Source organism: Haliscomenobacter sp. (genome assembly GCF_965225875.1).
Lineage (GTDB): Bacteria > Bacteroidota > Bacteroidia > Chitinophagales > Saprospiraceae > Haliscomenobacter.
Genome location: NZ_CBDDBS010000003.1, coordinates 1702008 through 1716059, shown reverse-complemented (window position 1 = coordinate 1716059; position 14052 = coordinate 1702008). Strand labels below are relative to the sequence as shown.

General features: G+C 45.8%; 11 protein-coding genes. 7 read left to right on the top strand and 4 right to left on the bottom strand.

Annotated elements, in window-relative coordinates; translation table 11 throughout:
* Positions 1–139: 139 nt before the first annotated feature.
* The gene (locus ACO08K_RS27215) at positions 140–856 is read left to right on the top strand and encodes a DNA alkylation repair protein (protein ID WP_421799651.1); all 717 of its coding nucleotides are present in this window, start codon (positions 140–142) and stop codon (positions 854–856) included.
* 24 nt (positions 857–880) lie between these two features.
* Here the strand turns inward: ACO08K_RS27215 and ACO08K_RS27210 are convergent, their stop codons facing one another.
* Entirely contained in the window at positions 881–1261 is a 381-nt protein-coding gene (locus ACO08K_RS27210) for a lipocalin family protein (protein ID WP_421799650.1), read from the bottom strand.
* Between the two features lie 213 nt (positions 1262–1474).
* Between ACO08K_RS27210 and dusB the strand changes: the two genes are divergently transcribed.
* Both dusB and ACO08K_RS27200 read left to right on the top strand, forming a co-directional pair.
* The gene (gene dusB, locus ACO08K_RS27205) at positions 1475–2476 is read left to right on the top strand and encodes a tRNA dihydrouridine synthase DusB (protein ID WP_373550368.1); all 1002 of its coding nucleotides are present in this window, start codon (positions 1475–1477) and stop codon (positions 2474–2476) included.
* Positions 2477–2487: 11 nt separating this feature from the next.
* Positions 2488–3903: a CCA tRNA nucleotidyltransferase gene (locus tag ACO08K_RS27200; RefSeq protein ID WP_421799649.1), complete on the top strand. Its 1416-nt coding sequence runs from the start codon at positions 2488–2490 to the stop codon at positions 3901–3903.
* A gap of 200 nt (positions 3904–4103) precedes the next feature.
* Here ACO08K_RS27200 and ACO08K_RS27195 read toward each other — a convergent pair whose 3' ends face one another.
* Entirely contained in the window at positions 4104–5540 is a 1437-nt protein-coding gene (locus ACO08K_RS27195; RefSeq protein ID WP_421799648.1) for a glycoside hydrolase family 125 protein, read from the bottom strand.
* A 139-nt stretch (positions 5541–5679) separates the two neighbouring features.
* On the opposite strand from ACO08K_RS27195, the gene folD reads away from it, so the two are divergent.
* The 4 genes from folD (at position 5680) to ACO08K_RS27175 (ending at position 12645) form a co-directional block, all read left to right on the top strand.
* Positions 5680–6558, top strand: coding sequence for a bifunctional methylenetetrahydrofolate dehydrogenase/methenyltetrahydrofolate cyclohydrolase FolD (gene folD, locus ACO08K_RS27190; RefSeq protein ID WP_421799647.1), 879 nt, complete (start codon positions 5680–5682; stop codon positions 6556–6558).
* 114 nt (positions 6559–6672) lie between these two features.
* Positions 6673–7182, top strand: a complete 510-nt coding sequence (locus ACO08K_RS27185) for a hypothetical protein (RefSeq protein WP_421799646.1) — start codon at positions 6673–6675, stop codon at positions 7180–7182.
* A gap of 18 nt (positions 7183–7200) precedes the next feature.
* Positions 7201–8022 carry a 50S ribosomal protein L11 methyltransferase gene (gene prmA, locus ACO08K_RS27180; RefSeq protein WP_421799645.1) on the top strand — a complete coding sequence of 274 codons (822 nt, stop codon included), beginning with the start codon at positions 7201–7203 and terminating at the stop codon, positions 8020–8022.
* Positions 8023–8097: 75 nt separating this feature from the next.
* A complete protein-coding gene (locus ACO08K_RS27175) occupies positions 8098–12645 on the top strand; it encodes a hypothetical protein (protein WP_421799644.1) in 4548 nt (1515 codons plus the stop codon).
* Between the two features lie 53 nt (positions 12646–12698).
* Here ACO08K_RS27175 and ACO08K_RS27170 read toward each other — a convergent pair whose 3' ends face one another.
* Both ACO08K_RS27170 and ACO08K_RS27165 read right to left on the bottom strand, forming a co-directional pair.
* On the bottom strand, positions 12699–13472 hold the full coding sequence (locus ACO08K_RS27170; RefSeq protein WP_421799643.1) for a hypothetical protein: 774 nt from the start codon (positions 13470–13472) through the stop codon (positions 12699–12701).
* A gap of 376 nt (positions 13473–13848) precedes the next feature.
* Positions 13849–14004, bottom strand: a complete 156-nt coding sequence (locus ACO08K_RS27165) for a hypothetical protein (RefSeq protein ID WP_421799642.1) — start codon at positions 14002–14004, stop codon at positions 13849–13851.
* Positions 14005–14052 lie beyond the last annotated feature (48 nt).

The following is a 14052-nucleotide window of genomic DNA, read 5'->3' as shown; positions in this document are numbered from 1 at the left end:
TGACTCAAAAGTAATGTAGCCAGTGGAAAAGAAATTGAAATTCGAAACAATTAAAAGTGTTTGTTTTTTGTTTTTATAAATTTTTATTTTTATTTTGGTGCCTGGTATAAAAAACATCCTGCCACAAATACCCAAAACCATGCCTACTGTCAACGAAGTCATGCAATCGCTGGAAAAGTACAACAGCCCTACCACTAAAAACACCTTGATGAAACACGGTGCCCGAGAGCCTTTTTATGGTGTAAAAGTGGGCGATATGAAAACCATCATCAAAGAACTCAAGCTTAAAAAGGAGTACCAACTGGCGCTGGATCTTTACAATACTGGCAACTCCGATGCCATGTACCTTGCGGGACTGATCGTAGATGAAAAAAAAATCAGCAAAGACGATTTGCGTCATTGGGTTAAGGGTGCCTACTGGTACATGATCCACGATTACACCGTAGCCTGGGTGGCTGCAGAATCGCCACATGGCCTGGAATTGGGTTTGGAATGGATCGAATCACCAGAGGAAACCATTGCCTCGGCGGGTTGGGCCATCTTGTCTTATTGGGCTCAATTGAAGCCCAATGCCGAATTAGACCTGGCTTTGTACCAACAACTATTGGATCGGGTGAAAAAAAACATCCACCAGGCTCAAAACCGGGTGCGCTACACCATGAATGGTTTTATGATTATGGTTGGCTCACAATTCCCGGAAATGACCGAATCCTGTATTGAACTATCCGAATCCATTGGTACGGTCTTTGTAGACATGGGTGGAACCTCCTGTAAAGTACCCGACGCCGGAGAATACATTTACAAGATTCAAGAAAAGGGCGCCATCGGTAAAAAGAAAAAAATGGTGAGGTGCTGATCCAGCGCTGGATCTCAGCGTTGATTATTTCTGTTTAACCAATTTCATCAAACGGTCTTTGCCCGCATCACTCATTTTGAGGTGTAGGGAATCGGGAGTCAGCATCAGGATTTCTACTGCTTTTTCTGTAGAAGCCCGATTGAGGGTATCCATGGTAAACAGCCGCTTGTTCAGGATATAATAAGTGCCAGATTCGTGGTAGTTGAGGGTACTTTTGAACGTATACCCTTCATTTTTGTTAAAGGTAAATTGTACCACTTTGGGATCAATTTGAAGGGTATCACCTTCTTGTGAAATAGCAACAGCCTGCCATCCTCCAACCAAATCACGTTGGCGATAAGGCGAACAACCCAGCAACAGGAATAGGATAGCGATTAAAACAGGACTAGCAAAGGATTTATACATTTTCTGACTACTTGTGAAAAATTAGGGTTATATCCCACGTGGGGTGGGGTAGAACAAAGAAAACACAAAAGTAAAGCCCCAGGTGTTTATCCTCACTACAATTAACAGGATTTTAAGCAAAAAGCCGATTTAATTCCACAAATTGGAATTTTTTTGAAGTCCGATTGGTTAAATCAATCTATTTTTGCGGCACTTCTAATGCACAAAAGGGATATGGTAAAAATTGCGCAAGTTGAATTGGGAGAATTCCCCCTGCTTTTAGCACCCATGGAAGATGTGAGTGATCCACCTTTCCGGGCTTTGTGCAAAAAGCAAGGTGCAGATATGATGTACACCGAGTTCATCTCCGTTGAGGGTTTGATTCGGGACGCGACCAAAAGTTTGCAAAAATTGGACATCTACGACGAAGAGCGGCCGATTGGTGTACAAATCTTCGGCGCAGAATTGGACTCCATGATGCGTGCTGCCGAAATTGTCGAAGCAGCAAAGCCCGAAGTACTGGACATCAATTACGGCTGCCCAGTACAAAAAGTGGTCTGCAAAATGGCAGGCGCAGGTATCCTGCGCGATGTCAAAAAAATGGTGGAACTGACCGAAGCGGTGGTCAAATCCACCAATCTACCCGTCACTGTAAAAACCCGCTTGGGTTGGGATTCCAATACCATTTTTATTGAAGATGTCGCAGAGCGACTACAAGACATTGGCATTAAAGCCTTGTCCATTCATGCGCGTACCCGTGTGCAGATGTACAAGGGTGAATCCGATTGGAGCTGGATCGCCAAGGTTAAAAACAACCCACGGATCCACATCCCCATTTTTGGCAATGGAGATATTGATACCCCCCAAAAAGCCAAAGAATACCGCGATCGGTACGGGGTTGATGGCATTATGATTGGTCGGGCTTCCATTGGTTATCCCTGGATTTTCCGTGAAATCAAGCATTATTTCGCAACTGGTGAGCTTTTAGCTCCACCCGATATTCACGAGCGGGTCGATGCGGTACGCCAGCACTTGCAACATTCCATTGATTGGAAGGGGGCCAAACTGGGCGTGGTAGAAATGCGCCGGCATTACACCAATTACTTCCGTGGATTTCCGGGTATCAAGGAATTTCGGGGCCAATTGGTCACCGAAGAAACGCCTGCGATTTTATTTGAAATACTCGACCGATTGGAAGATCAGTACAGCGCAGTTGAGGCTGAATCGGTATTTTAACCTGAAAAGTAGTGGTCTTTAAGATTCAAGATAACGAACGCAAGATCCTGGAGATCGTAAGCTATGCAGCAGCAAAGATGCAGGTGCCTGCCTATGTCGTAGGTGGATATGTACGCGACCGCTTGTTGGCGCGTGCGTCCAAAGACATCGACATCGTATGTGTAGGCAGTGGTATCGAACTCGCGGAGAGGGTAGCTGGTGAATTGCACCCGGTGCCTCGGATTGCGGTTTTCCAACGTTTTGGTACGGCCATGATCAAACACCGCGATCTGGAAGTGGAGTTTGTGGGGGCGCGGAAAGAATCCTATCGCCACGATTCGCGCAAACCGGCGGTGGAAAACGGTTCGCTGGAAGACGATCAGAACCGCCGTGATTTCACCATCAACGCCCTGGCCGTTAGCTTGAATGAACCAGATTTTGGCAACATCATTGATCCTTTTGATGGGCTAGGCGATTTGGAACGAAAAATCATTCGCACCCCTTTAGACCCTGGAAAAACCTTTTCCGACGATCCATTGCGAATGATGCGAGCCATTCGTTTTGCCACTCAACTCGATTTCGCTATCGAACCCGCTACCTTCAAAGCGATCAGCGTCTACAAGGAACGCATCAAAATCATTTCTGCAGAACGGATTGCGATAGAGCTGAACAAAATCATTCAGGCTCCCAAACCTTCGGTAGGCTTCAAACTCCTGTTCGATTCAGGTTTGTTGCACATCATTTTTCCAGAAATGACTGCCTTACACGGCGTGGAAATCCGCAATGGCCGGGGGCACAAGGATAATTTTTATCACACATTGCAAGTGCTGGATAACCTGAGCAAAAAAACCGAAAACCTTTGGTTGCGTTGGTCGGCCATTCTGCACGATATCGCGAAACCACCCACTAAACGTTTTCATCCAGAACAAGGTTGGACCTTTCATGGGCATGAAACGCTAGGCGCCAATATGGTGCCGACCATCTTCCGCCGTTTCCGACTGCCGATGGATCACAAGATGAAATATGTGCAAAAGCTGGTTCGCCTGCACTTGCGCCCCATCAGTTTGACCAAAGAAGAAATCACCGACTCCGCCATGCGCCGTTTGTTGGTAGATGCGGATGATGACCTGGAAGACCTGATGCTGCTTTGTGAAGCGGACATCACCTCCAAAAACCCCGATAAAGTCAAAAAATACCTCGAAAACTATGAGTTGGTGCGCCAGCGCCTGCAAGTGGTGGAAGAACGGGATCAACTTCGCAATTGGCAGCCACCGATTACGGGTGAAATCATCATGGAAACCTTTGGAATCGGCCCTTCACGTGAGGTGGGCGACATCAAAAACTACGTAAGGGAAGCCATTCTCGATGGGGTGATTCCGAATGAGTTTGAGGCAGCATACGGGTTGATGCTGGAAAAGGCGGGGGAAATGGGGCTGGTGAAGCAATAGTAAACCGGTTATGTTTTGATTATTAGGCAAATAATAGGCATATTATGTAACATCTAAGACTCCTCCCCGAAAGTTTTAGACTTTCGGGGAGGTCGAGCAACGCAGCACTGCTTTACCTTCCCGAAAGTCTAAAACTTTCGGGAAGGGGTTCTGGATTCGTGCACAAGTCCTTGATTATCAACTTGCCAAAAGCCTAGTATTTACACCTCCTTCATCGCCAAAATCGCCGGATACTTAGCACTCGTATCCATCACCAACTCACCAAATAGCGTATTCGCCCAGGCAAACCACTTCCGCGTAAAATTGGTCGCATCATCCTTGTGGAAAGCCTCGTGCATGAACCCTGTGCCCCCGTGTGTAGCCTTCAGGTTGTGCAGGCATTGCGTTACCTCAGCCGCATTGGTCGAGGTCAAACCCCGCATGGTGATGCTCAATGGCCAAATCATGTTCATCCCCGCGTGTGGCCCACCGATGCCCTCGGCCGCCTTACCTTTGAAGAAGAAAGGGTTATTGGTCGACAACAAGTACTTCCGCGTATTTTGGTACACCACATCGGTATTTTTAACCGCACCCAGATAGGGTAGGGACAAAAGGCTTGGAACATTAGCATCATCCATCAAATTGAAACTACCATAGCCATTGACTTCATAGGCGTACAAGCGCCCGTAGGTTTGGTGGTTGATGATGGCGTGTTGTTGCAGTGCTTTTTCAACCTCCATCGCCAAAGCCGTACATTTCAAGGCGAGGGCGGTATTGTTGAGCACCTTATTCAACAATTCAGCAGCCTGACGCAAGGAAACCACCGCAAAGAAGTTCGCCGGAATCAGGAAAGGATAAATGGTCGCGTCATCGCTAGGCCGGAACACCGAACAAATCAAACCCACCGGCTTCACCGGATACCCATAACCGGAAAGTGGCACGCCATCGGTAGCCCAATAAGTATTGCGCTGGAAAGTATAAGGGCCATTGCCATCCTTGCGTTGTTGCTCTTTGAAGGTTTGCAGCGTCAATTCGATAGTCCGTACCCAATCGGCATCAAAAACACTGGTGTCTCCAGTTGTTTTGTGGTAGTGGTAAGCCAGGCGAATGGGGTAGCACAAGGAGTCGATCTCCCATTTGCGCTCGTGGATGCCCGGTTTCATGGTGGTATAATCCTTTTTCCATTCACTTTCCTTGTTCACATCCTTATAAAAAGCGTTGGCATAAGGATCGAGGATGATGCATTTTTTTTGGCGATTGATGACACCAGCGATCAACTCTCGCAGTGGTTTGTCTTCTTTGATCAAAGGTAAATAAGGCCAAACCTGCGCGGTACTGTCGCGTAGCCACATGGCATCAATGTCTCCAGTGATGACATAGGTATCGGGTTTGCCATCGATGATTTCAAATTCAACGGTGGTATCCAGCGTATTGGGAAAACAGTTTTCAAACAACCAGGCCAGTTCCGGGTCAGCGATTTGTTTTTTTAAACGATCGATGGTTGCTTCGACCGCCGCGCTACTGAATTTGCGGTCACCTGGCGCAGGGCGTTTGCTTTCAAAGCTATAGTTATTCCAGGCCCAGGCAGGGGTTTGACTCAACAAAACCCCAGTGCTCAACAAACCTGCTTGTTGGATGAATTTTCTTCTGGATTGCATGATAAAATCGATTTTGGCTCCAATATAAGGCAGTGGGGATTAAAGTAATTTTTCTCAAAGCTGATTATTTTTTATTGCCCCAAAGGAACTCCTTCGCATGAAGACTTGTACCTTTGAATTTTTAAATCAATCATCAACAATGGCAATTCTCGACGGGAAACAATTGGCCCAAACGATTAAGGCGGAGCTCCGCAAAGAAGTAGATCAAATCAAAACTCAAGGCGGCAAAATTCCCCATTTGGTCGCGGTATTGATCGGTGACAATCCAGCCAGTCAAGCTTATGTGCGCAACAAGGTCCGCTCTTGTGAAGAAGTAGGTTTTTTATCCACTTTGATTCATCGTCCAGCGGACACTTCGGAAAAAGAATTGCTAGAAATTGTAGAACAGCTCAACGGCGACAATTCAGTTGATGGATTCATCGTACAATTGCCACTGCCTAAGCACATTGATGAGCACAAGGTCACTTTAGCCATTGAGCCACGCAAGGATGTAGATGGCTTCCATCCCGTCAATTTTGGAAGGATGGCGCAAGGACTTCCTTGTTATTTGCCAGCTACCCCGATGGGAATTCTGGAGATTTTAAAGCGTTACGAGATTCCAACTTCGGGTAAAGAAGTCGTGGTGTTGGGCCGCAGCAACATTGTAGGAACCCCGATCAGCATTTTGTTGTCACGCAAAGGGTATCCAGGCGATGCGACGGTTACGGTTTGCCACAGCCGTACAGCTGACTTGGCTGCCCATACCCGCAAAGCCGATATTCTGATTGCTGCCATCGGAGCACCGGAATTTGTCAAGGGAGATATGGTTAAAGAAGGCGCAGTCATCATCGATGTAGGCATCAATCGGGTGGAAGATCCAACATCCAAATCGGGTTATAAACTCGTAGGAGATGTAGATTATGCAGCAGTTGCACCCAAGGTCGCCTGGATTACCCCAGTACCCGGTGGTGTGGGCCAATTGACCGTAGTCGCCTTGCTGATCAATACGCTGAAGTCTGCTAGGAATGAGGTTTATTAGATTTGTGCGTATAGCCTTGATCTTCAACTTACCCAGCCAACCCACGGATTCATCCGTGGGAGGCCACCATACTAACTCAACCCATGGATTCATCCATGGAGATATGACACAAAAATGAACGGAAAAGAAGGCATCATCAACATCGTCAACCAAATCAATGGCATTCTGACCAGGATCGAGGACCAGCTCTACAAAGCTCCTTTGGCCATTTACAATGGATCTTCGATTGGCCAGCACTTTCGGCACATTTACGACTTTTTTCGTTGCCTGGCTCGTGGAGCAGCCCAGCAAACCGTGGACTACGCCCAACGCGACCGCGATGTGCGCATAGAACAGGACCCATTGTTTGCCATGACCGCTTTTGGCCAGGAACTGGAATACTTGTTGACGCTTGAGGAATACACCCCGGTAAAGGTGCGTGGAGATTTTTCCATTCAAAACGACGCAACCCGTCCCGAATATCCCTCGTCCCTGGGCCGTGAAATCACCTTTTTACACGATCATGCAGTGCATCATTTGGCGATCATTAAAATTGGTTTACAAATTGAAGCACCTGAATTGATCAAAGACCATACCTTTGGGGTGGCTCCTTCAACGGTAAAATTCCGCCAGCAAGAAGCTTAATTTCTTTTAAAATTTCCGATGAATTATTTACAATACACCTTTCCTGCCTCAGCAGAGTTGCAAGAAATTTTGGTCGCTTTGTTGGGCGAACTTCCTTTTGACACCTTTGAAGAAGGCAGTGAGTTTCTTCTGGCCTTTGTGCCTTTACCTGCGGATGTCGCTGCGTTTAGCGCCGAGGTACAGGAAATTGTAGCGCCATTAGGCGTTGAATTTACAGTAGAGGAAATACCTTATCAAAACTGGAATAGCATCTGGGAGTCCAATTTCCAGCCCATTACCGTGGGCAATTTTTGTGGGGTGCGGGCTGATTTTCACGAAACCATGCAAGGCGTTGAGCATGAGATCATCATCAACCCCAAAATGGCCTTCGGAACCGGGCATCACGAGACCACCCATATGGTGATGCAATTGATGGCTGACCTTGATTTTCAAGATAAATATGTATTTGATTTTGGCTGTGGCACGGGAATTTTAGCCATTTTGGCGGCCAAATTGGGAGCACGCCTAATCGATGCGGTTGATATTGAACCCCCATCGTATGAAAATACCCTGGAAAACGCGAAAATTAACGGAGTGTCGGGAGCTATACATGCACTTTTGGGTGATCTGAGCGTTGTAGATGGGAACGGTTATGATATTATTTTAGCGAATATCAACCGAGGTGTAATTTTGGATGCTTTTCCAACGTTACATCAAAAACTCAAACAAGGCGGTATTTTGCTCATTTCCGGGATTCTTAAGACAGATCGGGAATTGGTCGAAGCGGAAGCACGCCAACATGGTTTTTCTCCGGTACAATCTTTAGAGAAAGGCAATTGGTTGGCGCTGAGGCTGCATTGAATCATAGTCTGACGTGGTTTCGCGGAGGACCCCAAATTGAAGATTTCCTGTAAGGTCCCGGGCAAACACGGTTTCATGAAAATCTTTTTTCGCCACTCGATTGCCACACTATTTTTTCTGGGCTTTTGCCTGGCGCTCTTTGCACAACGACCAGAAAAATTCGCGGTAGAAACACCCGAATTTTTGTCTCAACTTGGTGCATTCATGACCTCTTCCAAAAATGAGGTACTGGAAAAAACCTATAAGGAATTTGACGGAATTTTTCGGGCTGGAAGTTTCAGTACCGTCGAAGGGGAGCGAGTCATTCGCACTTGCAATTATATGCTCACCCGGAGGCTTAGTCCTAATCCACACTTTCAAGCTTACCTCAATGCTTTGATGGCGTTTAAAGGTACCATGCCCGATGAGCAGAAATTTGGAGGATGGCATGTCATTCTTGACTCTTTGCTTTTATCGGGAAACCATCAGACGACCCAATTCAGTGATTTTATAGCATTTTCCACTCAGTTCTTTAAAAACAAGGCATTTAACAAGGCTGAACCAGCCAGTACCGTTTGGAAAATTTACTCAGATAAGATTCATCTCCGCTACAAAAACAAGCAACCCTATTTGGAGATGGAAGAAGGGAATCTGGTAGCATCACGCAAAAACGACTCGATTCGTTTGGCCAATACCAGTGGGACTTACTATCCGCTCAAGGGTGAATGGGTAGGGAAAGGCGGCCAGGTTGGTTGGCAAAGGGTTGGTTTGGACTCAACGGTGATTACGGAGTTGGGCAACTACAAATTGGACGTCAACAAAGGCATTTACGAAACCGACCAGGCGTTTTTGGTTTATCCACAATACTTTGGCAGTCAAAAAATTCCTGGCCAATTCAGCGATAAGGTATCCGCAGATGGGCAAGGTTCCTACCCCCGCTTCAATTCGGCCAATAAGGATATGGAAATCAAAAACTTTGCCGATGGGGTACGCTTTAAGGGAGGATTTAACCTGGAAGGCACCACCATTTATGGTACAGGTTCGGATAATCGGAGGGCCGTTCTGGAGATTTACGATAAAAAGAACCAGCGCATTTTTAAAGGTAGTGCCCGTCGTTTTTCGGTGCGCCGGGGACAACAAATTGGCGGTGAAGGGGTAGAGGCAGTGTTTTATTACAAAAAAGATTCCTTATACCACCCTTCAGTCAATTTCCGCTATACCATCAAGGATCAGGTATTGCATTTATACCGGGGTGAGCGGGGTAGCGACAGAAACCCCTTCTTCAGTTCCAGTCATCAAATCAATTTCGACGCCGACAACTTCAAGGCATACCTGTCCAAAGATTCCGTGGTGATTGGAGACAAATCGGTAAGTTTTGCCCGCAAGGAGCCGGTCAAGTTTGAATCCCTACAGTATTTTAACAAGAAGGATTACGACCAGCTACAAAGCATTGCTACCTCAAATCCATTGGCAAAATTGAAACAGCTGACGGATGAAATTGGGGTAAAAGACATCTATGCCGATGAGTTTGCTCGAAAACTCAATCCAACTTTTAAGGTGGAAAACATCACCACTTTGATTTATGATTTGGTTGGACAAGGTTTTATTCGTTACGACGCAGACAGCTTGTTGATTCATGTCCAGGACAAGGTCCAACACTATTACAATTCGTACATGCAACGTTCGGATTATGATCAATTGCGGATTTTATCCAAAACAGACAGTGCAAATGCGACTCTAAATCTAAAAGACAACTCGATTCGGATAATTGGTGTAAAATGGCTCGAGTTCAGTCGTTTACAACAAGTAGGGGTGTTGCCTGATAGCGCCACCCTAGTGATGCGCCAAAACCGAGACATCGACTCCAAAGGGTTACTCAAAGCGGGGTTCAGCGAATTGCGTGGCAATAAACTGCATTTTGATTATGGCAAGTTTTCAGTTACTAGTGACTCCTTCAAATACTGGCGTTTATTTGTGCCTGACAAACTGCCAAAGACCCATAAAATGGAGGAAATCAATCCTTTCGCGTTGACTTCTGATATCGAGAACTTTAAGGCTACCCTGCTTATTGATGCAGAAGGGAACCGCAGCGGGAAAAACGATGTCCCCATTTTCCCCAATCTCAATAGTCGCTCCAGCAGTTACGTCTATTACGATGGTAAATATTATGATGGCAAAAAGAACCCCTTTGTGAAGGACACCTTGTACAAACGTGACTCTTTTTATTTTGAACTAAAACCTTTCTTTTTCAATAGTTTGGACAACTATGTCAAAGAAATGGTCAACTTCCGGGGCAAATTGGTTTCGGCCCAAATCTTCCCTGATTTTGAAGAAACCCTCAAGGTCCGTGAGCACGATTATTCCCTGGGTTTTGTACACAAAACACCCGAGAAAGGTTATCCGGCTTACAAAGTGAAGGGCCGTTTTTCTGGCGAACTTGACTTGAGCAACAAGGGACTTTGGGGCAAGGGTAAAATCCAATACCTCGGAGCTACCCTGGAATCTGAAGATGTACACTTTTTGCCCAAACTAATGACGGCTGGGGCCAAGGACTTTGACCTAGCTGAAAAGCGCAGCAAGGAAGAAGAAGTGCCCCAGGTACACGGTGAACTGGTACGCCTGAACTGGAAACCTTACCGTGATAGTATGTATGTGCGATCTGAAAAGAACGCTTTCCAGATTTTTAAATCCGGCGAACATACTTTAACCGGTACCCTTGCCCTGACTCCTGGCGGTCTGAAAGGCAATGGTTTGTTGGACTGGCCACAAGCAGCTTTGACTTCCAAACAATTTAACTTTGGAGCCTTTTCAGCAAAAGCCGATACCACTGCCCTCAAGATCAAGGCCGAAGAAGCAGGAGCTATTGCCATCCAATCGGATCGCTTGCGCAGCGATGTTGACTTTGACAAACAGCTAGGCCGTTTTAAAGCGCTGGATGAGTACCTTGAAACCAAACTGCCGCTCAATCAATATGTGACTTCCATGAACGAATTCATCTGGGAAATGAAAAACTCGATGATTCGGTTTAAATCGGACTCCACTAAAATGGGCACATTTACCTCGGTGCATCCTGATCAGGATTCCCTGCGCTTTAAGGGGAAAAGGGCGTCCTACGACCTCAAAACCTACCTGCTCAAAGTCACGGAAGTGCCATTCATCAAATCGGCCGATGCCATGATCATCCCTGATAGTGGCACAGTTTACATTCAACCCAAGGCCATTATGGATTCCTTGCGCAATGCCACCATCATTTGTGATACTTTGAACAAAAACCACAAGATCAATCGGGCTACTGTGAGCATCAATGGGCGAAAGGATTACCGAGCCCACGGTTTTTATGAATACAATGTGGCGAATAAAAAGCAGGAAATTGAATTCAGCAGCATCGTAGGCCAACGGATAGGTAAAGGAAAGGCGAGTGAAAAGGCAACTGCCACCCGTGCAGAAGGTACGGTCGCAGAGGAAGACAGTTTTATCATTGATCGGAAAACCTCATTTTATGGAACGATCAATTTGTCTTCAGAATCCAGAAATTTGAAATTTGATGGTTTTGCCCGTCTGGAGGCTGATAAATTGCCGGTCAGACATTGGTTTACCCTGAAAAGTGAGGGCGATAAAAGCAACCTGGCCATCAAATACGACTCCCCCAAAAGTATCGACGGAGTGCCACTGGAAACTGGTTTTTACCTGAGCAAAGAAATGAGTTTTGCTTACCCCAGTGTTATGATGCCCCTGTATTTCCGCAAGGATCGGGCCATTTTGCCGACCAAAGGGGTATTCAGATACGACGCGGCCAAGGACCAATTTACTTTTGGTGATTCCACTAAGGTTATCGCCAATGGCCTACAGGGCTCGCGCTTGATTTTTAGCAACAAAACGGGTAAAGTAGAGGGTGAAGGAAAGATCAATATTGGCACAGCGCTCAAATATGTAAAGGTTGATGCAGCTGGCAGCATTACGGGTGAATTTGCCAATATTCCAGACAGTTTGATTGGTAAAACACCACCACCACCCGTCGACATCGATGTGATTTCCGGCTTGAGCATGCGCATCCCCGATAAATTGATGCGCATCATGCAAAACGAAATTGAAGCTGCGGGTTTTGGTTCAGAAACGGTCAATTACCTCACGGATTTACCCTACTACCAGCGGCGGATGACCATGCTTTTTCCCGCAGACGAAAGTGTGGACAAAGCCATTGCGGAAATCAGCACAGGCTTGGCAGACTTGCCTAAAAAATACAATACTTACAACTTCCTGCTCTCGGGTTTGAAGATGCGTTGGGATATGGATTACCAATCTTTTGTCAGTACCAAGGATAAGATTGGCCTTATCTCCGTGAACGGAACGATGGTCAATAAGGTGATTACTTCTTACGTAGAGTTCAAAATGCCGAGCAACGATGATGACCGGGTATACTTTTACCTCAAGTTACCCAACGACATTTATTATTACTACGGCTACAAGCAAGGCATTTTGGAAATGACCTCCAACGATAGCCGCTTCATGGACGAGGCCAACAAGATGAAAAAAACCGAGTTGGTGCTTAAAATGGAGGATGGAGAGAATTTCGAAATCCAGATTGTAGACAACAACCGGGCCCAGGCTTTTGTACAGAGAGTGAAGGTGGCGGGTAAAAAGTAGAAAGAGCTGGCTGTAGAGACGCAAATGTTTGCGTCTCTACAGTTTTTAAAGCATCAAGAACCTGCTAAATAGTAGGTTCCTAACACTTGAATGGCTTGAAAGCCCGCACTCACAAATGTGCCTCCGTTGACGTCCTCCCAAATCAGTACATCATTACCATTTTCATTGCCATTGGTAGACAACACGTAATAAGTGTTTTTGAAGGTAATCTCAAGGGCACTTCCGGTTGCTCCAGAACCATCACTTCCAGTATTGGTGCCATCGCTTGAATAGTACACTGGCGAAAATTCATTTACCCCGTAACAGTCTCCCATATAATTGACGGAAATACTAGAAGGCTCTGGCAATCCGGCAAAGGGTTTCCAATTGTATGTCCCATCTGTGGGCGTGAATTGGAGGCAAGCCTCTGTATTTGGTTGAATGGGCGCCACCATCCAAAGATAGCCACCTCCGTAGTCGAGGTTTTGGACAGCTGGTATTTGCCCAATTTGTTCGCCCTCATTGTAGGCAGTCTGAATTGCCCACAGGGTTTCACTTTCCGTGTAATACAACGCACCATCTGCAGTGGTACCTGTAATGAGTACAGCTCCAGGGTCATTGTTAACAGGTGTCCAGTTGCCATCACCAATACTCCAGGAAATCTGCGCCCCGCCAGAAACTGGATCGGTAGAGATCACCCAGATGGTACCATTTTCAGAAATGGCGATGACCTGAGCAAAATTTTCAGCAGATAAAAGGTGAATGTTGTTGTTGGAATCAACTCCAAAAACTTGATTTTGAGCGTTTATCCCTAACGCAGGATAAACATTCCCATTTGTGTTTGCCATAGGAACTTATTATTAAAGGTTGAAAATCCCTAATTTGTTTACATCAAATGATACTCAGGTAGTGAAAGGAAACATAAATATAATTCAAAATCACAATAACTTATACGTCACTAAAAGCTCAGAACCCACTTTTCATATTAATTGTTATTTTGATGACAAAAAAGGAGGAATCGTTCAACAACCAAATGAGTGTGTCAATGGATTCATCTGGTTTGCCTAAGCGCTTAAAAGTGGGCGTAATCAACTCAGCGCGAGAGGTAAAGTAATAGTTGGTTCACATTGATGGCAACTACGGCAGTGATTGAGCTTAATTGAGCAAAAGCTCAACCACTGCGGCGGTTTATTCCCACAAAATTCGGGGAAACTGCTGCTTTTATCATCCGTACTGGTAATAAGTTCCCAATACCTGGATGGCCCGAAATTTCGCGTCAATGAAATTAGAATAGCCTTGGAAATTGGTATATACCATTACTTCGTTGCCATCAGGGTTGGCATTGGTTGACAACAGATAGTAGGTTTTTTTGTAAGACATCTCCAGTGCTTTCCCACATAATAGTAAGCCTGATTGGCAACGGAACCA